The 19,191-nt window shown below is 34.7% G+C and carries 19 protein-coding genes; 4 read left to right on the top strand and 15 right to left on the bottom strand.

Going from position 1 to position 19,191, the window contains the following annotated elements; all coding sequences use genetic code 11:
• Nucleotides 1–69 precede the first annotated feature (69 nt).
• The 10 genes from DVK85_RS06215 to DVK85_RS06170 all read right to left on the bottom strand — a co-directional run bounded on the left by DVK85_RS06215 (nucleotide 70) and on the right by DVK85_RS06170 (nucleotide 11,554).
• On the bottom strand, nucleotides 70–2,322 hold the full coding sequence (locus tag DVK85_RS06215; protein WP_114677613.1) for a T9SS type A sorting domain-containing protein: 2,253 nt from the start codon (nucleotides 2,320–2,322) through the stop codon (nucleotides 70–72).
• Between the two features lie 91 nt (nucleotides 2,323–2,413).
• Nucleotides 2,414–2,629 carry a hypothetical protein gene (locus tag DVK85_RS06210; protein ID WP_114677612.1) on the bottom strand — a complete coding sequence of 72 codons (216 nt, stop codon included), beginning with the start codon at nucleotides 2,627–2,629 and terminating at the stop codon, nucleotides 2,414–2,416.
• A gap of 1,060 nt (nucleotides 2,630–3,689) precedes the next feature.
• Entirely contained in the window at nucleotides 3,690–6,191 is a 2,502-nt protein-coding gene (locus tag DVK85_RS06205; RefSeq protein ID WP_114677611.1) for a S8 family peptidase, read from the bottom strand.
• 13 nt (nucleotides 6,192–6,204) lie between these two features.
• Nucleotides 6,205–7,164 (bottom strand): AAA family ATPase, encoded by a 960-nt coding sequence (locus tag DVK85_RS06200; protein ID WP_114677610.1) that lies wholly within the window; start codon nucleotides 7,162–7,164, stop codon nucleotides 6,205–6,207.
• Between the two features lie 180 nt (nucleotides 7,165–7,344).
• Entirely contained in the window at nucleotides 7,345–7,590 is a 246-nt protein-coding gene (locus DVK85_RS06195; protein ID WP_114677609.1) for a hypothetical protein, read from the bottom strand.
• Nucleotides 7,591–7,644: 54 nt separating this feature from the next.
• Complete coding sequence (locus DVK85_RS06190; RefSeq protein ID WP_114677608.1) at nucleotides 7,645–8,400, bottom strand: hypothetical protein; 756 nt, start codon at nucleotides 8,398–8,400, stop codon at nucleotides 7,645–7,647.
• Between the two features lie 426 nt (nucleotides 8,401–8,826).
• Entirely contained in the window at nucleotides 8,827–10,098 is a 1,272-nt protein-coding gene (locus DVK85_RS06185) for a tyrosine-type recombinase/integrase (protein ID WP_114677607.1), read from the bottom strand.
• Between the two features lie 30 nt (nucleotides 10,099–10,128).
• Nucleotides 10,129–10,413 carry a hypothetical protein gene (locus tag DVK85_RS06180; protein ID WP_127960560.1) on the bottom strand — a complete coding sequence of 95 codons (285 nt, stop codon included), beginning with the start codon at nucleotides 10,411–10,413 and terminating at the stop codon, nucleotides 10,129–10,131.
• 68 nt (nucleotides 10,414–10,481) lie between these two features.
• Complete coding sequence (locus DVK85_RS06175; RefSeq protein ID WP_114677605.1) at nucleotides 10,482–11,024, bottom strand: hypothetical protein; 543 nt, start codon at nucleotides 11,022–11,024, stop codon at nucleotides 10,482–10,484.
• Between the two features lie 233 nt (nucleotides 11,025–11,257).
• Nucleotides 11,258–11,554: a hypothetical protein gene (locus DVK85_RS06170; protein ID WP_114677604.1), complete on the bottom strand. Its 297-nt coding sequence runs from the start codon at nucleotides 11,552–11,554 to the stop codon at nucleotides 11,258–11,260.
• 204 nt (nucleotides 11,555–11,758) lie between these two features.
• On the opposite strand from DVK85_RS06170, the gene DVK85_RS06165 reads away from it, so the two are divergent.
• Complete coding sequence (locus DVK85_RS06165) at nucleotides 11,759–13,039, top strand: hypothetical protein (RefSeq protein ID WP_114677603.1); 1,281 nt, start codon at nucleotides 11,759–11,761, stop codon at nucleotides 13,037–13,039.
• A 15-nt stretch (nucleotides 13,040–13,054) separates the two neighbouring features.
• On the opposite strand, the gene DVK85_RS06160 is transcribed toward DVK85_RS06165, so the two are convergent.
• The gene (locus DVK85_RS06160; protein ID WP_114677602.1) at nucleotides 13,055–13,735 is read right to left on the bottom strand and encodes a recombinase family protein; all 681 of its coding nucleotides are present in this window, start codon (nucleotides 13,733–13,735) and stop codon (nucleotides 13,055–13,057) included.
• 220 nt (nucleotides 13,736–13,955) lie between these two features.
• On the opposite strand from DVK85_RS06160, the gene DVK85_RS06155 reads away from it, so the two are divergent.
• The gene (locus DVK85_RS06155) at nucleotides 13,956–14,288 is read left to right on the top strand and encodes a DNA cytosine methyltransferase (protein ID WP_114677601.1); all 333 of its coding nucleotides are present in this window, start codon (nucleotides 13,956–13,958) and stop codon (nucleotides 14,286–14,288) included.
• A gap of 65 nt (nucleotides 14,289–14,353) precedes the next feature.
• Complete coding sequence (locus tag DVK85_RS06150; RefSeq protein WP_127960559.1) at nucleotides 14,354–14,935, top strand: class I SAM-dependent methyltransferase; 582 nt, start codon at nucleotides 14,354–14,356, stop codon at nucleotides 14,933–14,935.
• 101 nt (nucleotides 14,936–15,036) lie between these two features.
• Here the strand turns inward: DVK85_RS06150 and DVK85_RS06145 are convergent, their stop codons facing one another.
• Nucleotides 15,037–15,756 (bottom strand): hypothetical protein, encoded by a 720-nt coding sequence (locus tag DVK85_RS06145; protein ID WP_114677599.1) that lies wholly within the window; start codon nucleotides 15,754–15,756, stop codon nucleotides 15,037–15,039.
• Between the two features lie 5 nt (nucleotides 15,757–15,761).
• Nucleotides 15,762–16,187 (bottom strand): lipocalin-like domain-containing protein, encoded by a 426-nt coding sequence (locus DVK85_RS06140; protein WP_127960558.1) that lies wholly within the window; start codon nucleotides 16,185–16,187, stop codon nucleotides 15,762–15,764.
• A 116-nt stretch (nucleotides 16,188–16,303) separates the two neighbouring features.
• Between DVK85_RS06140 and DVK85_RS06135 the strand changes: the two genes are divergently transcribed.
• On the top strand, nucleotides 16,304–16,525 hold the full coding sequence (locus tag DVK85_RS06135) for a helix-turn-helix domain-containing protein (protein WP_114677597.1): 222 nt from the start codon (nucleotides 16,304–16,306) through the stop codon (nucleotides 16,523–16,525).
• A gap of 14 nt (nucleotides 16,526–16,539) precedes the next feature.
• On the opposite strand, the gene DVK85_RS13545 is transcribed toward DVK85_RS06135, so the two are convergent.
• Together DVK85_RS13545 and DVK85_RS06130 are read right to left on the bottom strand one after the other, a co-directional pair.
• The gene (locus tag DVK85_RS13545) at nucleotides 16,540–16,686 is read right to left on the bottom strand and encodes a hypothetical protein (protein WP_162845303.1); all 147 of its coding nucleotides are present in this window, start codon (nucleotides 16,684–16,686) and stop codon (nucleotides 16,540–16,542) included.
• A 380-nt stretch (nucleotides 16,687–17,066) separates the two neighbouring features.
• A complete protein-coding gene (locus tag DVK85_RS06130) occupies nucleotides 17,067–19,190 on the bottom strand; it encodes a DUF262 domain-containing protein (protein WP_114677596.1) in 2,124 nt (707 codons plus the stop codon).
• Between the last annotated feature and the right edge of the window lies 1 nt (nucleotide 19,191).

Raw genomic sequence — 19,191 nt, 5'->3', positions numbered from 1 at the left:
TAACAAGTTCTTTTATAAATATTTGTACATAGTGTTTACTTACTTATAAAAGAGATTAAAAATTGTACTTTATATTCCGTTAATTAATTTTTGAGTAACAGTACTGCCGTCCGTAAGCACTGCTTTGGCTATATATATACCTTGGGAATGATTAAATGGAGCATTATAGGTAATATTATTTTTCACGTCATATTCCTGTACCATTCTTCCCGTTATATCATAAATAATGATACTATTTACATTTACCGAAGCATTTACATTGAATTGTGAATTATTAATATTCATAGTAATGTCTCTATTTTTAATTAAATCATTTTCTCCTAGTAAACTACTCTGATATACTACTTCAAAGCGGTCATTATTTTGAAGTCCAACAGCAGTGAAATTATAATCACTCAGGTTAAGATTATGATATTCATCAAGATACATATCGTGAAGGTATATGGTTACATCGCTTGTAGCAAATATCCCTTCGGGGCTTTGCAGTGTAATAGTATACATATTGCCATCATTTGCTGTTCTAGATACCCCAAGAGGAACCTCGTCATTCGCGTCAAATTCCGGACGACTATTGATAGCATATTTTGAATCTTCAATAAATGAATATAATTGAGATGTACTAGTGCTATTCCTGTTGGCATCATAGAGGCGATCGTAATCATAAGTAGCCTCTTCAGTATAGTTAATCAGAATTTGGCTAAAAATACCTTCTGTATTGGTAAGATTAAGCCAGTAACGGTCTTTTTCATCTTCATTAGTACGGAAGTAATTATTATTATTACCCGTAACCCTCATACAGTTTGTAAACATCGCTACGCCCTCGCTAGTTAGCCCTTTTACCATAAAACCTTGCCCAGAAGAAATATAACCTGTAGGTACCTGACTTGTTCCTTCTGGTAAAGTAGTTACACTTCCTGCAAGATTCCATACTGCATAATCAGCTACTGCTCCAGCACTATTATACTCATTAGCTGTCCATAGATAAATGGCTCCTCCAAGATTTAAATTGCTCCTCAAAAACTCTCCTGCATCTATTGCTGAAGGATAAGGGTTTGCAAGCAAATTATAACTCCTTGCGCCAGTTGTAGCGCTACCTAGCTCTACTTGTATGGTACCATTATTTGCTGTACCAATTATAGGAAACTCTATAACTTCATTATACTCATCATCTATAAAAGGAGCTTGATTTTTAATACGGGTAATAAAACCTTTACCAGGAATAATTTGATCAAGATTCTGCCAAGACCCCCCATCTCCATCCTGAGAAACATATTTATATGCTACATCAAATGCTATTACTTGAGAGCTTTGAGATTTAGCGTTTGATATTTGGTCAATAAAGTTTTCCTGTATTGGTGTTCCCCAATAGGCATAATCCCATTTTCGTAAAGGACGAGTCTCTTTGGTAAGTTCTATTTGTGGAGCTGCTGCTGAAGAAGCGCGTTGCACAAATGAACTTTCAGAGGTAAGAAAAATTGTCCCTTCGCCTGTAACATCTTTTAAAACATCAATGTATGCACCATCTGTAATTGTTATATCTGAATTAAGTATAAGGTTGTTTGCTACAAAAGAAGTTTCTGGGGTAACAGTAAGTGCACTATTTATAATAACTGTGGTAAGCTCGTCGGGGGAACTATCCCAAAGTCCATCATAAATAACCTCTCCAGTAGCATTTACAACCTGCATACAGCCGTTTTTAAAGGCTAGTGTAAATAGGTTATATGAGCTAAAGTCTACTATCCCATCAGTTGTTATGCTCCCCTCATTTAGTGTACTTCCAATATCCACCGAAGAAGGTAATACTATCCATTTTTCGCCATTCCATGCAACAATAGTTACATCTTCAAGGTCTAAACTTAAGGCTTGACTAATACTTCCATAACCACTTTCTTCTGTCCATTTTACAGTGATATTTGCGCTGTTATTACTATTTATTGCCCAATGTTCGTTATCAGAAACCATCAGTATATCGGTATCATAGCTATCGGTATCTTCTGGAGAAAATTCATTATAGAGAGCCATAACAGGTTCATTAGATATCGTTACATTAGTAAGTTTGACAGGCGAACTTATATTATTACCTGTTGGCAGAAATACCAAGTTGTCTGTTTCGTAAACCTTAGCACGTCCGTCTATGTATCCGTTAATACTAGTAGTTCCAGATAGTGATGCAAAAGAGATTATACTGGAATCGCTACTTCTGTCAGTCTTTACATTTTCGAAGGTTATATTTTCAGTATATTTTATATACATCTCAGTACTTTCACCTATCCAAGTATTACTAAAGTTGGCTCCCTGCGAGGCAGCATTCTGTGTTGACACTAAGGATAGAAAAAGGATAAATATTAAATAATATGTACTATTATAATTCACATGTTTAGATTTTATTTGGTTTAAATTCAGTGCTTGTATATCAGTTATTGTCTATTATTACAGAGCTATTCTTCTTTAATACATACCAAGAGAATACAATTCCTACTCCTACTAATAATAAAAGATATTCATTAATAGGTGCAGGTGGCGGGCCTTCAGGACCATCAGGATCTACACTCTGCCCAAATACTATAGAAGTATTGAACAAATACAATAATAGTAGTAAAAAACAATTCAATTTCTTTTGCTTTAACATTCCTAAAGTTTGTTTTAATTTTACAAATAATTCTCTTTCAAATTTCTATAAATTGTAAAACAAATACACTTATTAGCAATAGATAAAACATAGATTAAAACATAGATTAAATATGCATCTATGAAGAAAACCTCTGCAAAGGCTGGGATTTCGGTTCTCAAAAACCAAACTCCTCTAGGAGTAAGTTTGAACAATGATTATGATTGTAGAAACAAATGTGAGTACTTCTAAAATCCGTTTTATCACCCGTTTTATATTAAATCATGATCTTGCGATTGCGAAGTTTTTTCATCCCTTATGTATTGCGGCAAGCTTTAAAATCGCTTGCGCGACATAAGAGTTTTTCATATATGCATCTATGAAAAAATTTGACGATAATAAATATTAAAGCTTTTATGTATTTGACTGCAACTCCAAAAAAAAGAAACATGATTACGGTTATGCTTAATTTTTTTTCTTAATCTAATTACTGGTAGTTAAATTCGAATTTTCATAACAATATTGATGATCACTTTGTTATTTTAGGAATGAATATTAATAAATATAAAACAAAGGATTAAGATGAAGCACCTATTATTTATACTACTTGTTAGGTACTTTGGTCTTTAAAAGTATCCATTAACTTTAAAATTCGGTCTAATACATTTTTGCGTGCAAATTGCGTGCAAATAAAAAAAGACCTTAAAAGTGTTACCTTTTAAAGCCTTTCTTTAGTAGCTCCCCCTCTTGGGCTCGAACCAAGGACCCTCTGATTAACAGTGGCAGAATAGGAAAAAGCAAAGCTGACCTTCAACTATTTATAATTGCTCAAATTTTCAAAAATCCACATTTTCAAACATTTTTCCACTTAATAAGTACACTTAAATTTTCAAATAAATTCATATACAATCAATCACAAAATGCAAAGAAGTGGTTTTTTTATACTGATTAAAGAATTGTTTTAATTAAAAAACTTTTTATAAGATTACGGAGGTTTTAACAAGGTTCAAATAAATCTCATTAAGTAGAATAAAAAACTAAGGAAAACTTATATGCCCAAAATTTTTAGTGTTATTTTCAATTAATTACCTATAGGAATTTCAATAGGAATAATACTTTGTATAGCTACTTCAACTGGAGTATAGAGTTCTATATTTGTGACAGGTGTTTCCAATGTTACAATTAATGAATATCTAGTACTAGTTTCTGTCATATTTAAATGAGTTCTTTGTCTCCACCATCCTATAATAGGGTATACGGATAGTAAATTACAAGCAGCTAACTGAGCCGCTGTACCAGTCCATGAATCTGAATGAACTGAACCAGATTTTCTCCCTTGCATTCCAATTTTCCACCTACTACTGTCGCTATCAAATTCAATTCCTTCATCTTCATCACGAATCGCTTTATTAATTCGACTTTTAAAAGCCAATACATCTTCAGTTTCAGAATTAACATCAAAACACAGTCCATGTGAGCGATATCTATATTTATCTTTCCAGCCTACTTCACCTACTCCTGGCTCAATAAAATATGAAAGAGTCACTTTTAATGTTACTTCTATATCAGGGTTGGCCAATAATTCATCTTTTGGCCAAGGAAGCTCAAAAAAGTGCATTTCATTAGTTTTATGCGATGAACCGACTTTTTTAAATGGTTTTATTGTATTTTGGGATATAAACGTAAGAGCATTATTATAACTAAATAAAGCTTTGTCAATATTCGGAATCCCATAACCAAATATTCTCAATATGTTTTTAATATCACTTTTACTATTAGAATTTTTGTCAAACTGGGCAAACATTTCCTGATTCCAATCTGCAGAGTGTATTATTAATGCACGTACAGTTTCTGGCCAAGCTTCTTTATAAGTAGACATTATCTTCGCCGCCATCCATGATGCTTTTGCTGTAGCTGCACTTGTAGCATTTATAGTATCGAATTGTCTTACAACTGGATTTTTAGCGGTTGAAAGTAATCCAAAATCGTCATATCTATCAATATATTCGTCAGTTTCATTTTTTAGCAGATTTCCACCTTCAAATACAACATCGGGTTTTATTGGCCATTTTTTTTCCCAACTAAAAGATGTTGAACTAAATGGAGAAAGACATCCTTTTGATGCCACAGGAGTATATGATGAATAAGAATCATCTTTTATTTCAACTTTATCAGTATAAGCACCTACAACTAAGCTATTCCATGACTGCGCAGGGTTTTGTATTGAACTGGTCAAATTGCTATGGGGATAACTACTCCAATCTAATGGATTTCTAATATTACCACCGCTTATAATAAATAACCTCTTGACAGTTTCACCATAACTAATCTTATCAATTGCACCAGACCATGAAGATGGCCTCCCCCTGTCAATCTCCAATGATGATGTAACTGCCATACAGTATACAATTCTTTCATCTGGTAAGTTAATTTCAGTTCTGCTAATTGCCTGTGAAGTTATATCGCCCCAAAGCTCAATTGGACTTCCTTCTTGTGAAGGAGGAGGAATTATTTTTACGGAACATAATTTATGATATTGGGAAACTACTTCACTTGATTCTAATATTTCTTCTATATTATTATAAGCTGCAATTCCACTCATTAGAGTTCCGTGTCCGCCTCCAGATTCATGGTCATTTGTAAGCCAAGTAGGGCGTACTGTTAAACAATGCACATCTTCTAAAAGTGGCGCTAATAATGGATGTCCATTGTTCACACCACTGTCTAATATACAAACTCGAACATTAACGTTCTCGTCAATTTGTAATCTTTGTAGTAAATCGTCAACCCATTCTTGTTGCTCATTATTGGTTTGACCAGTCCAAAACCCTGCAGCCTCTTGAGCGATTCTTATCTCTGCCAAATAATCAGTTTGCGAGACTATTTCTGACAACTGACTTCTATTAGCTTTAGCTATTAATACAGACCTTTCAGGAAAATTTATGACATTTGTTTTATACTCAATTTCACTTGCAGAAAGTAATGATAGAAAATTTTCTATAATAGCTTGAGAATCTTCATTATTGTGTCTAAGCCATATTTCACACCATAATGGAGTTTCATTTGGTAATAACTCAATTGGGTCTGTCCAAAGGGACTCGACAAAAGCAATTTTTATATCATCAATACTATTTATTAGCTTTTTATTTTTCGGATTTCCACCTACAGTGAGTTTGTTTGCATCGGCATAGTCGGTAATCTTTTGCAAGAAAAAATTCTCTTTTCCAGAGGGCACATATACAGTACAAAGAGTTTCTTCATTTTCATTTTCCCCAGTTTGTCTAACATTAAGTAATCGAACACCTTGTCTAACATCTTCTAAACTCTTTGTTATCAAGTCATACCCCGCTCTACTCTTGAATTCTAGATAAGTTCCGTCTTTACTTCTTACTGAAATCGCTTCCCTTTCAGCTCTATTATGCTGGGTATCTCCCCAAATTCCTTCAAATATACTAATCAGTCTTTGACTGTGAGAAACAACCTCTCTATCTGGAATATTTGCCTGTGGTCCTCTAGTAGCATTAGAAGTATAAGGTATGGACTCTTTTATGTCTGGAAGGAATAAATGCGAATATTGAGCCATACAGTATAACTATTTAAAGGATTTTATTATAGAAATGTGAGCGGTCTTTTAGAGCGGCAATTAGAGTACCTTCACTCACTTTGAGATTGTTGGATAATACTGTTTCTTTAATTGCGTCAAAACACGCTTTTGAAATTTCCGCATGACTTAAGTCTTCACAATGAGTAAGAACATTCTTAAGATTTATTTTTCCTTTGAAATTGGCTAGTCTATTATCAATAAGTGATTTTATTTCTTTTTCGTTAGGTTTATTGTATAGTAAAACATCATCAAAACGGCGAAATAATGCTTGGTCAAGCAATTTAAAATTATTAGTGGCAGCTACTATAATGCTCTCAGAGTCATCCATTTCGATGAACTGTAAAAATGAATTTACAACCCTTCTCATTTCACCTACATCATTGTCTTTCCCTCTCTCACCTCCAATTGCATCAAATTCATCAAACAAGTAAATTCCTTTGTTTTCTTTTATATAGTTAAATACAGTACGAAGTTTTGCACTAGTTTCTCCCATAAATTTTGTCACAATTTTGTCCATCAATATTACATACAATGGAATGCCAAGTTCTTTTGAGATAATGGAAGCAGTCATTGTTTTTCCAGTGCCAGGAGGTCCGCTCAATAGTACTTTCCTTCTGTTTTCCAAACCATATTTCAACAATTTTGAACTATTACGATATTCATTTAGGATTTTTTGAATTCTATCTTTTAAAACATCAGAAACAATCAACTCTGACAATTTACTATCTGCGTGAACTTCAAGAATCAATTCTTCTAATTCCCTATTCAAAGGTTTCAACTGACGAATCATTGGTTGTGAATTATCAATCAAATTCCTAATATCATTTGCCAAAGCAGTATGTCCCAACTTTGCCTCATGAGCAGCAATTTGAAGTGAAAGAGTTATAAAACGATTTCCTCCTTCTTCAAAATGAGATTTAATTAAAGTTTTTAATTGTTGGGCTGTAGCCATCTATAAAAATAGTTTATGAAGGATGTAAAATAAATATTTACCAAAAATATGCTTTTTCTTTCTGATTAGATAATGAATATTATGTTTTTCTAGATATTTGCAATCAAGATAAATTTAGGTTGAATACTTTTATTAATAGTGCTTAAGAATTATTTTTTGTATTCACCTAGAGGCACATGGTTAAATGAAAAATTTCTTGTAAATCAATGTGATTCCAATTATCAGAATTACCACCAGAGCCACAATCATCTGCAACACCGCACCCATAATTTCGAATACAAACCCGACATTTGGTGCTGGTGCCGTCCGCATCTGATGATTTCTCATTCCTATCATCATCTTTGATGCAATAATGTCGTACTTGAGATTGGTTGAACTGGAATTATCTGTAGGGAATCCATTGAAGTTCGGTATTTGATTATTCATTTTAACTGGTGTTTTATTCCATGAAGATAAACATTAAACTATACCACGCCAGCTTTAGAAGCTTGATGGCGCTAAGACAAGTGCCTCAAATGCCTCTATCATCTCATCAATACTCCAACCTTTTGGATTATCTATCATGTACTGTATCGCTAATTTCTTACCGTTCATATTATCCTTGCGTATCAATCGTTTAAGCAAAACCATAAATTCAGGTAAGGTTTCAATGCTTTTGTAGCCTATAACATCAGCATCGTCCGTAAATATTTCAGGCTTGTCAACCTCAGGTTTTAATTCAACGTACTTGCCAGTACCTTCATCCTGCTTATCTAATTCCGCCAACTCGTCTATAAGGGATTTAGAGCGATTTATTTCAGATTCACCATCTAGCCCTGACTCTTCTGTCGATTGCTCCTGTAAGGGGCTTACTAGGACTTCTGAGGCATTTGCAATAACAGGATTGAAAGCCGCATGGATTTGGCTTTCCAAAAATATCATATTAACTTTTAGATTAGCTGAAGAGCCTCCGTTTTTCCCATTAAAATTATGGATAGTTTCGGATGTGATGTAACCTTTTGCTTTTGCCTTGGCGACTATATTACCAACCGACTTTGCCTTATTTTTAGTGTTACCCAAATGTAGATACTCCGCAATGTTAGAATAGTTCATGTAGAACTCATTCCCCTTTTCAGTAAATGATAAAACTAATTCGATAAGCTTTATCTCGTTGGCTGATAAATCTAATCGTGTAAGATGTGGAAGTGACTTGATGAAGTTTTTGCTTAACGCATCGTGTAAAGAAGTGAAATTCATATTAGTGTATTTAATAGTTAATCCCTTGGGATACTTTTATTTATGCTTTCGTAGGTGCAATGGAATCTTAAGAGGCTTAGCCACAAGAGTACCTTTTAAGTATATTGATTTTTGGAAATGATGGTTTAATGCCGAGTAACTTAATAATTACCTTGCGCTTTTAGTCTTCAAAGATTCTTTCCTTGGACTGATTCCGTAAAAAAGGAATGAGAAATGAGAATTGGAAGAAGGATTCTAAACGGAGGTAATCTAACAATTACCTTACTATAATTATATTATTTATACTCTTATCTTTAATCTTAGTTAATAATCTTATAATGGGGTAATCTGCCAATGGTAGGCTGGCAATTTTCCAATTACCGTGCAGAATTATGTAATTACCTCGTTGAGTTATTCAATTGCCTCGGTTGTGTTAGGGCTTTGGCATTAGAAGTATGAAAACTCTCTTTTGGCAACTTCCTTTACAACCGCTCTTTTATCAATATAGTTTTTCAAAACTACACTTGATGTCTTTTGATAACCCATTGATTCAGTTAAACCTGTTTGCAGGTGAAGCTTTGTCAAAAATGTCTTTCTAAGGTGTTTTATGCTAAAATCATCGCTTAATTCTGCTTGTCTCCTATAGAACGTAAATGAATGGCTCAATTGCTTTGCTAAAGAACTTCGGCTAATGTTTTCATCGCCAGCAATCAAATATTTATTCATTCCAAGATTGTCTTTATAATTTAAGCGAATCAGTAGACTTCTTAATTCAGGTGAAATTGGTATATATATAACTTTTTTAGCTTTTGTATTATCCCAATTATGAGCTCGCTCAAATTTTAAATCTGTACCAATTAAGCTCTCCAACTCCCCACTTTCATCGACAACAATGTCTGAATATTTTAAAGAAGTGACTTCTTCCAATCTCAATCCCGTGTAGGCACACAGTTCAATTCCTGCCTTAGTGTATGTTCTAAACCGATTCTTCCTTACACCACTTTTGAGGACTTCCATTGAGGTCTCAGGATTAATCTTTGAAAGCAAGGCTAAAAAATCTTTGTCAGCAATACTTATGGGGTTTGGATTCTCATACTTCAACTTCATTTTCTTTGGAATATTTGGAATCAGCAATTCTTTCTCATTAACCAAAAAATTATAGAAGTTCTTTATTGCTCTCAAATTATGGTTAAACGTTGCTGGACTTTTTATCTTAGTTTCCAAATGTTCATAGAAGTCTCCCAACAAAAACTTATCGATTTGATATATGGTTAGCTTCTCTAAGTCAAGGCCATTTCTTTTCAAGAACTCGATGAACTTCATTACATACCCAACAGTCTCTTTGATATATTTTGTTGACCTCAACTTTTGCTCGTACTTTGGAACGTCTACATTTTCCAGCCAGTCACTATACATTATTATAAAATCGGTCAGTAAAGTAAATTCAACCTCAACTTTGGAAGTAGGAATTTCAAACTTTATCGGACTTGATAACTCATCTTTAAACTCCAACAATTCCTTTACTGCATCATTATATTCAACAGCGTTTAAATCCCTTGTTTTACGGCCTCCATTAATCTTTACAATTGCTTTATACTTTTGCCTGTCAATCGGGTGCTTACATCCTTTGTATGGCGTTTGAGACACCTCAACGAGCTTGTTACATTTTTTGCAAACGATATGCAGTCCAGTAAACTTCTTGTATTTAAGTAATTTCATTTTTTACGGCGGTTTTAATGCGAGGATAACTCATTTCCTGGACTCTCCAAAAATTTTAGCAGTTAATTTGCCTTTGGGAGTATAGCTAATATTTTTTTTACTTGTAGGTGGTTTTAGTGTAATTGCCTCATGTAATTTACCATTCAGATACAGTTCGTAATAATCTTGCCAATAATCACCAAATTGGTTTTTTAATCTTAATATTATAGGCAGGTTGTATGCTAGTTCAAATTCTTTCTCATTAACAAATTCACCCGATGAATCCCTGTAAATCGGGAGTTGGTTTTTCACACACCATTTACGAATGCTTCTCACGTCCCTTTTGTTTATTAAAGGAGATAACTCTGCTAGGTACATTCTCCTCTCCAATAGAATAGGCATTGCTAAACAAAAGTTTGAATGTCCACAAGTAACTCCGAAGAAGAATTTTTAACCTCATCAACAAGCTGATTGATTAATGAGTGGTCTACGCTTTGCAAACATTTTGTCGAAAAACCATTTAAACTCAAATCTTCTGAATAACGATGCAACCACTGGTTTGCATTATCAGTAATTATAAAGTCATGAATGTTTTTATTGGGTTTAGTACCGTAGTATTCCCTTATTGCGATTTTGTTGTATTTGTAACTTGGGTCAATAATAATCGTTTGGGTATCGATTTCTAAAACACACCATGTATGATAAATTCCGATATTCTTTCCTTTTGAAATCGATTTGCCATAAATAATATTTTTCTCATTCTTGTCCTTAAATATTACAGTGCCTGTAACTTTCCTGGCTGTATACCCTGCCCTTATCAATCCTTCTGCCATACAATGTCCAATTAAATAGCATGTTCCAACGGGGTAATTGCTTAAAAGGCTTTCCAGTTTATCCGTGAATCGCTGGCACATTATTTCTAAATTATTCTTTAAATTATTTTCCATAGTTGTTGTTTTAGATAATAGCTGACCTACATTTTTAAATGACTGTTGTGTGCAACTTAAATAGTTGGGTATTTTTAAGCATAAAGAGTCCCGCTTAGGGTATTTACCGAATTTTTGGTATCCATATGTTTTGGTATTTAGTGGCTGAGGATTACATTTTATCGCAAGAATAAAAGGAGTTTACATTCGCTAGCGTTTAAGGGGTTTTCTTCTCCATTGTATCCAAAAATGTATCATAAACAATATCCGTCGAGGGTTTGCTCTACAAAATCATAAATTGCTTCCTCATCATTTTCAAATAAATCACGGATTTCATTGGAGAGGTTATCACATTCCGCTTCAAGGTTTGATGGCCTTTCACTATAATCTATCTCCAATTGGAATAGCAGTCCAAAGGCACCATGGCACATAATATCATAAATGATAAACCTTCCATAGTGTAGTTCATTTTTATCCATTATTTCGATTACTGTTTCTAAATGCAGAATTATGGAGTCAAAGGTTTCGGGATTGTTTTCAAGATGTTTCATACTGTTTGTTTTTAAGATTAATATTTAAAATCCCGTTGCAACTGTGATTTTGATAGGACAAAGGTAGAGTCAAAAAAGCCCCATAAATAAAAGCTACCCAAAATATCCTATTTTTGCGCATAGCCCTAAATCATTATTATACCAGTAACTTAGCACTATATTTCGAGTTCTAAATTTTTGATAAAAGTCCTAAAACACTTAAAAATGGCGCAAATACTACTACTTGACAGGTTCGATATATTGATAAACAAGGCGTTAGAGCTACCTGTTCTACAAAAAACTGTTGAATGGAATGACAATTACCGTATTCTCCTGCTGATAGTTATTCTATCAACAGGACTTCCAATTTCCGAAATCAATAAGTTAAGATGGGAGGATATTTTAGACGTTGGGGGTATTGATGGCGTTAAAGCTAAAGAACAACTGTTTGTAAGAAGATATGCTAATTACATCCATCCTATAATACAAGTAAAAATAGAAACACTGTATGTTCAAGGATTTCTATCTCCCAAGATGACATCCCTATTATTTCCTGCTCATAAAACTGAAAACGCATTGTTTTATCTTCATGCATTTTTATCTATAGAACAAAAGCACTTTTCAATATACTGTCAAGAAGGACACCCCATGGATATAACACTCTTTAATTATTTTTTTCAAGCCACTTTTGGAAGACAAGTTGTGAGGGTTTGTGGTTTTAATAAAGAAACGTCAAGACAGTTGCGCCGTCATTTCAGGGTGAAATCTAATGATGAAGTTCTTTATTTGCTATGCATGGACAAACCAACAGTTTTTAATTTGGAAAATTTAAATCTATATGGACAAGAGTACTTATACCTTGAAAGTAGGAATTTTGAAAATGGCTACGCTTTCCAAAGCTTTATTTATTTAAATAAATTCCTTGAGGACATTATTTTTGAGTGTCAGAGAGATGCGGCAATGCAATGCTTAATGTTGCTCAGCCTTCACAATGGAATAAAAATGAGTGCATTGCTTAAGATTGAAAGTTCTGATGTTTATTTTAAAAAAGATAGTCTCAATCCAGAGGCAATTATGTTTTGTAACCACAAACTTGTATTAAGTAAAACTATAGAATCAGCATTCAAACGTTATTTTTTCAAATATGGATATGACAATTCTCTACCACTTTTTAGGACTAATCGCGGAAACCGCATAAGTCCGTCCAGTTTACAGAGAGAACTTACATCCGTTATGAAACAATTTGGACACAAATATTACAAATCTTTTAATCAAGATTCGTTTTTAATATCTTGGGGGCGTAGAGTGATTTCAATTACAGGAGACCATAAACCCACGATTAAAGCATTAAAAGAACGGCTTAAGTTAAAAACTGAACAAGATTTGTATAGATTTCTACAACTGCAAAACCCTAAAAAAGGTTATTCAATAAAGGGCCGATACGAAAAGGATATATATAGAGCAATTACCTATTCTTTTCCCACGGAGAGACAGGATATGAATTAATCAGATTGAGTACAACTACTGCAATTGTAAATCACTCTTTCGTAAAAATAATCGCCTTACACTTGTAGAATTATGCTTTTTCCCTTGTGAAGTACCGAAATTCAGTTGGTTAAGGGCAGCAGCAATCTTATCATAGCTTAGCCCTTTGCTTCGGTACTCTACAATCAAAGCCGTAGCCTGTACGTTTGCTTTATTTTGGGCTGCCTTCTGCCTGATTACCTGTATTCCCTTTGCTTTAGCTTCATCAGTCAGGTTTTCAGGTGTGCCCAACTTACAGCCACGCTTCTTTTTTTCGACCAACGCATTTTTAGTACGCTCCGATATAAGGCGGCCTTCCATCTCTGCCAAAGCGGCGTACAGATGGATGGTGAAGTTGGTTGCCTGTGGTAAATCACAAGCTACAAACTCCACTCCAGCCTCCATTAGCGAGCTAACAAAGTAAACATTCCTTGCAAGGCGGTCTATCTTTGCGATTACTAGTATAGCATCATTTTGTTTGGCAAATTCAATGGCCTTGTAAATCTCTGTCCTTCTCCTTTTAGAGGTACCTGTCTCAATTTCCGTAAACTGATTTAATATAATTCCATTATTACTATTGATGTAATTTTCTACCATTGTTCTTTGGGCTTCCAGACCCAAACCTGACTTTCCCTGCTCTGATGTGCTCACCCTGAAATATGCGACAAATCGTTTCATAATGTTTTCTTTTAATTGTATAGCGGACCATAAACATCCGTTTGGAATCCGCTGGATATGCCACGAGGATACGAGGAAATAATTTCCTGTGCCAGTTTTTTCAATATTTTTTTAATGGAAAGCCCTGCCAATAGGGCATTTCTAAAAATTAATTCATTTTCCCCACCTCATAATCTGTCTTTTTCCCCACGGCGGAATATTTATCAATTAAACGGTAAATATGACAGAAAATGAAAAAGGAATTAATGTGCTATCCCTCTTCGATGGGATAAGCTGTGCTAAGCTCGCCCTAGAGAGAGCGAGTGTCAAAATAAATAAGTATTACAGTTCAGAGATTGACAAATCTGCCCTGAAAATCCAAGAGCATCATTATGGTGCTGACACTAACTTTATCCAGTTGGGCGATATAAGAAATATCAACGGATTGGATTTGGCCGATGAGATTGACTTGGTGGTATTCGGCTCGCCCTGTACTAACCTTTCATCTATCAACCCAGTTGACAGGCGAGGGCTGGAAGGCTCTGAATCAAGGCTGTTCTATGAGGGATACTAAAGGAAGTATATGTATTCCAGCCATACCATAAGAAGCTGTATTTCCTGATGGAAAACGTAGCTAGCATGAGGACGGCAGACAGGGATAAAATAACCGAAGAGCTAACCAGAATATTTGATGATGATGTCCAGCTATTGAAGATAGATTCGGCACTGGTGGCTCCAGCACACAGGAGAAGGCTGTATTGGACAAACATTCCCCATGTAACAGTTCCTGAGCCTACCGTCATCAATTATGCCAACATACTGGAAAATGGTTATGTGGACTGTGATAAGGCTAATGTGTTGCTGTCTGGAAATGTAACCCTGACGAATGGGATTTTCAGGCATTACAAAATGAATATCGGTAATATCATTTATAAGAATAAGGATTTTGCTAAACTGCCAACGGAAGAAAAGTTAGCTAGGTATCCCTCGATACTAGCCGATTCAGGATATAAAGGCAAAGCCCATAGCGTTACCGATGAGTTGGATTTTCCAAACGGGTGTTACCGTCACCCCAGCATCAGGGAATATTCAAGGCTTATGACAGTCCCTGAGGATTATGTTAACGGCGTTGCTGGTGTTTCAAAGACCGAAAAGCTAAAAACCTTGGGGCTTGCTTTTACCGTTGATGTTGTGGCACATCTCCTGAAGGGGCTGGCGTGACAGATTATTTCTTAAAAGGATAAAGCGGCATTACGCCGCTTTATCTGTTATTATCTTATCCCGCTACTGGTTTGGTGTGAGGTATAGGGGTCTATAATTTATTAATAGCCCTGATGCCCTTTGCCGTCACATTGGGGGCAAACCCTTCCATACTCATTGCTCATTGAACTGTGATTCTTTTCAATTCCTGTCCCACCGCAGAGAGAGCATGCCGCATTTTCATAAATCCTGCCGTTGCTTCCAGTTGTGTAGCCAGATTCAGATTCATAGGAATCAGATTCTGAATATTTAGTAGTTGATAGGGATTCCATATTTCGCCGACCACGCTTTAGATGAGGGCTGCCATCGGGAGCGAATTCAAATGTCTGGCCGTTGACTACGGTTGAGATAATGTCCCTTGATTCATCATAATAAAATGTCCTGTCGTTTGTGCTGCGCCCTTCACAGTCAGAATCGGAAAACTTAGCATAGATTTGCCCGTTTTGTATTATATATGAATAAGTAAACCTGCAAACATTGTCTTTAAGTATACTTCCTTCTGAAAAGGTGCAAGCGCCATGGTTGGTTTTGCCCCACGCTGAGAACGTTATGCTGTTGCCGTCCTCTGTCTCATAATTATAGTAGGTTTTTCGCTTTATTTTCTGGCCTATCTCAATATTCTTTTCTTCTGTACTGGATTCGGGTTCCGTTGCATTATTAGAGGCTACATCAGCTGTACAATTGCTGCTTTGTTTGCTGCCATCGAAATGATAATACTTTTCGGCAAGGGTGAACCCTATAAAAAGGAGTAGGGCTGCCAGTAATTTAAATTTAATGCTCATGGCCTCTAATTTAACTTATTATAATATTTCTTGTATCCAGCCTCCTGCGTTGCATCTACCATCAGTTCATTGCCGTTAACCGTAATAATATGATGGTAGCTGTTCTGCGCACCCATGGCAACTGCACCATTCTCCAGTACCCACCATGAATAGCTTCCCGAACCGCCAAACTGGCAATCATCATCTATATATAAGGTCTCACTTACTTCACCATCATTCTGAAACTCTAGGATTTCACGGCCGCAGGCGCCGTTGGATTCATACAGTACAGGTTCTGAATTTTCATATTCGGCTTTATATATTTTCCACTTGCCTAGCAGTTGGGTTGTGTCGGTGTTTTGTACTGGCGCTGGTGAATCGTCCCCACCTGAACAGGCGGTTAGGAATAGCATAATGGTTAATACGGGTGCAAAGAACAATTGTTTTCTCATTAGTTGATATTTTATGGTTACTAACCGCAAACATATATAAAAAGGCCGAATAACATACTATAGTATGTTAAAAATGTTGAGCTGAAATCTGACATTGGCTCTAAATATTAGGAGTAATGGATAAGTCAGTAGAATTATTGAAGCTAGGGAGCAAGATAAGGGAGTTGAGAATGGCTAAAGGGCTTTCGCAAGCTAAATTAGGAGCTATAGTATTTAAGGATCAGCAATCCATTCATAAGGTAGAAACAGGGGAATTTAACCCTACATACATTTATTTGTTAGAAATATGCGAGGGTCTGGATATTACTATTTCGGAATTATTAGATTTTAAAAAATAGTTTGCTATTGGGGTTTAGTCCTTCTTTTTCTGATTTATCAGTAGTGATAATTCCTGAAACTCCATTTTGCTTATCTTATCCATTTTTATAAGGATTGGTAGTTTTACTGGCTCACTTGCTAATATCCTTTTTAGCTGGTCAACCGTTAATATTATTTTCATATCTTTCTTTTCTATAAATAGTTTGCTATGGGGAAATTCTCAAAAAATTGCCCAAAAAAATATTCCTGGAATTTTCGAGACCATCCGAATGACTTCATGCTTTAGCGTAAAAAAGGTATTAGTAAGAGGGGATTCGGCAAAGCCTCTTTTACATTTCTTAAAAAACCCGCCCTCAAGGAGGGAGAACACGTGCATCAATCAGAATAATTGGGCTGTACACTACCAAAATAGCCAATTTTGAAAGAATTATTTTTACAAACAGGTGCTAACGATGTCACAAATGGTTATTGTTGTAGACCAAATTAAGACAATTTTCAAGTTACTTTGAACTATTAACGACCCATTTAGGGATAATTAATGGACTGTAGGGAACCGACAAATTAAGTAGCCCTTTCTTTCACGTCAGTTAAAAACTCGCACAAAATTTCAATTCTATCTTTATCTTCATTTTCAGTCAACAAAAAGTAATCTTTTTTTTCCACGAGTTTGTAACTTGGAATTAAATCGCCGAAAAGGTCTTTGTCAAATTTGTAAATCAACCAGCCCTCACCTTTGGAATAAACTTCCAATTCTTTACAGGTTAAATAACTAAATGAATCGTATTGTACAATATATGACTGCTCTCCTAGCTTTTTGGCGACTGTTGTAATGTAAGGATTTTGATGGTATGCATTTAAATTGCTTCCCCCCATTTTTTCAAGTGAGTATTGACCATTCCAAGAAAATATGTTATTGTCTTTTGATAAATCGGAAATCGATGATGTCATTTCGGGATACTTTATAAAGTAATATCGCCAATCGTTATTTGTATTTGTCTTTAAATAAGATGAAACAACAGCATTCAAAGAATTGTTATTCAATTTAAAGGATTCGAAATAGCTTTTATAAAAGCTTTGTTTGTTAGGGGCAGTAAGTATAACTTCCCAGTTGTTCACGTTTCCAAAATAAAATTTATCGCCTAAAATTGTCCAACCGATGTTCAATGAATAGTTATCAATTGTAAGTAAGGACCTAATTATTAAACTGTCTTTGTTATCAAATATTTCTCGAATTGAATTACCATAAAAGTGCAACTCAGTGATGTCTGAAGATAGTAAGTTATGAATATCGCCCTTGAGATATTTAAAGTCCTCGAGTCGAAATATTTCATCTTTAATATTAGGGTCTTGCTGGATTATTTCAGCCTTATCAATTTCAAATTGTATTGAAGATTCGCTTATACCAGTATTTGTCCTGTCAAAATCATTATTAACCAATTCGTAATACACTTCTTTATTGATAAGCTCTAAAAAAAAAATTAATAAAGATTGAATGTTTTCAAATGATAAATCATTGGTGTAGTAAATAAATCCATTTTTTAAGTGCTTTATTCGGTAAGTTAAATTTCGAGCAACCCTCAGCAAGTCTTTTAAATTATTATCCAATTCTGACCCTAAAGAATGATTTACGATAATGTACAGGAGTATTTTCTGTTGAATGTTCACTGGCTGCCCTATGATAATTTTTTCCAAAAGATTATAATCATCATCGAAAAGGCAAACCTTATTTACTTCGTATTTTTGAGTGCAAAACAACTCGCCAAAACAACTCACGACATACGGTAACCTATCTAATGATTTAAACAAAAATTGAATTTGTTCTCTAGTTCTATATAAAGACTTTATTTGTTCAAAATCGCTTTCTTCTGTTAAAGTGTCCCTATTATTGCTGTAATAAATCATCTCTGTGATATAACCGAAATAATTCATGAAGAATCTATCTATGAGGAAACTTTTATCATTTACGCCATACTTCCAAAAAAAGTCTGTCCACTCATTGTCAATTTTCTGAGAGAATTCGAGGTATAAGTCGTTATCAAATTGAATTAAATATTTTTCGAATTTTGCCTTAAAATTTTCAAACTCAGTTAGCGATTTTCCCCTGGCGTTCATTTTAATATAAAGGTCGTCGTCAAGGCCGAATTTTTCCAATTCAAAAAAGTTGAAAGTGATTTTATCTAAATTATTGTAATATGATTTATCATTAAACTTCTGATGGATATCGTCAATCATGTTTAACATTGCTCTGATTGATGGGTCATTTTCCCAATATGCCAAAAACCAACTACTATCCTTAATTTGGTGACTAATGCTCGTGTCTAAAAAGTTTATACTACTGTCAACAAGTTTACTACAGAATTCCCTCGAACTGGCTCGAGTCTCATACGTAAAGTTTTTAAGGTAGTCAATTTCTTTCTCCTCCTTTTTCCCAAAATACCAATAGAGTAAATACAAGGTTGTAAGTCTTTGTTGGCCGTCAAGAGGAATAAATTTATCTTGTTTTACGCTTCCATAAATAAAATCAAGATGTAGTTCGTCACTCTTTCCAAGGACCTCAGCTATCGAGTTTAGAAACCCTTCTCTAATTTTTGACGCTCTACGGTCCATTCGGCCTTGAGCATAATCCCTTTGAATAATAGGAATTTGGATTTTATATTTTTCAGCAACGTTTTTGAAATTTTCCATT

Source organism: Flavobacterium arcticum (genome assembly GCF_003344925.1).
GTDB lineage: Bacteria > Bacteroidota > Bacteroidia > Flavobacteriales > Flavobacteriaceae > Flavobacterium > Flavobacterium arcticum.
Note: the sequence above shows the minus strand (reverse complement) of the source record. Positions and strands in the feature narration are given on the sequence as shown.

What these genes read in the sequence shown, in the direction of transcription:
- DVK85_RS06175 (WP_114677605.1), bottom strand. Translation starts at nt 11,024, where the DNA reads ATGGAAAATAATTTAAAGAATAATTTAGAAATAATGTGCCAGCGATTC.
- DVK85_RS06165 (WP_114677603.1), top strand. Translation starts at nt 11,759, where the DNA reads ATGGCGCAAATACTACTACTTGACAGGTTCGATATATTGATAAACAAG.
- DVK85_RS06205 (WP_114677611.1), bottom strand. Translation starts at nt 6,191, where the DNA reads ATGGCTCAATATTCGCATTTATTCCTTCCAGACATAAAAGAGTCCATA.
- DVK85_RS06190 (WP_114677608.1), bottom strand. Translation starts at nt 8,400, where the DNA reads ATGAATTTCACTTCTTTACACGATGCGTTAAGCAAAAACTTCATCAAG.
- DVK85_RS06135 (WP_114677597.1), top strand. Translation starts at nt 16,304, where the DNA reads ATGGATAAGTCAGTAGAATTATTGAAGCTAGGGAGCAAGATAAGGGAG.
- DVK85_RS06185 (WP_114677607.1), bottom strand. Translation starts at nt 10,098, where the DNA reads ATGAAATTACTTAAATACAAGAAGTTTACTGGACTGCATATCGTTTGC.
- DVK85_RS06130 (WP_114677596.1), bottom strand. Translation starts at nt 19,190, where the DNA reads ATGGAAAATTTCAAAAACGTTGCTGAAAAATATAAAATCCAAATTCCT.
- DVK85_RS06145 (WP_114677599.1), bottom strand. Translation starts at nt 15,756, where the DNA reads ATGAGCATTAAATTTAAATTACTGGCAGCCCTACTCCTTTTTATAGGG.
- DVK85_RS06210 (WP_114677612.1), bottom strand. Translation starts at nt 2,629, where the DNA reads ATGTTAAAGCAAAAGAAATTGAATTGTTTTTTACTACTATTATTGTAT.
- DVK85_RS06170 (WP_114677604.1), bottom strand. Translation starts at nt 11,554, where the DNA reads ATGAAACATCTTGAAAACAATCCCGAAACCTTTGACTCCATAATTCTG.
- DVK85_RS06140 (WP_127960558.1), bottom strand. Translation starts at nt 16,187, where the DNA reads ATGAGAAAACAATTGTTCTTTGCACCCGTATTAACCATTATGCTATTC.
- DVK85_RS06200 (WP_114677610.1), bottom strand. Translation starts at nt 7,164, where the DNA reads ATGGCTACAGCCCAACAATTAAAAACTTTAATTAAATCTCATTTTGAA.
- DVK85_RS13545 (WP_162845303.1), bottom strand. Translation starts at nt 16,686, where the DNA reads ATGAAAATAATATTAACGGTTGACCAGCTAAAAAGGATATTAGCAAGT.
- DVK85_RS06195 (WP_114677609.1), bottom strand. Translation starts at nt 7,590, where the DNA reads ATGAATAATCAAATACCGAACTTCAATGGATTCCCTACAGATAATTCC.
- DVK85_RS06160 (WP_114677602.1), bottom strand. Translation starts at nt 13,735, where the DNA reads ATGAAACGATTTGTCGCATATTTCAGGGTGAGCACATCAGAGCAGGGA.
- DVK85_RS06150 (WP_127960559.1), top strand. Translation starts at nt 14,354, where the DNA reads ATGAGGACGGCAGACAGGGATAAAATAACCGAAGAGCTAACCAGAATA.
- DVK85_RS06155 (WP_114677601.1), top strand. Translation starts at nt 13,956, where the DNA reads ATGACAGAAAATGAAAAAGGAATTAATGTGCTATCCCTCTTCGATGGG.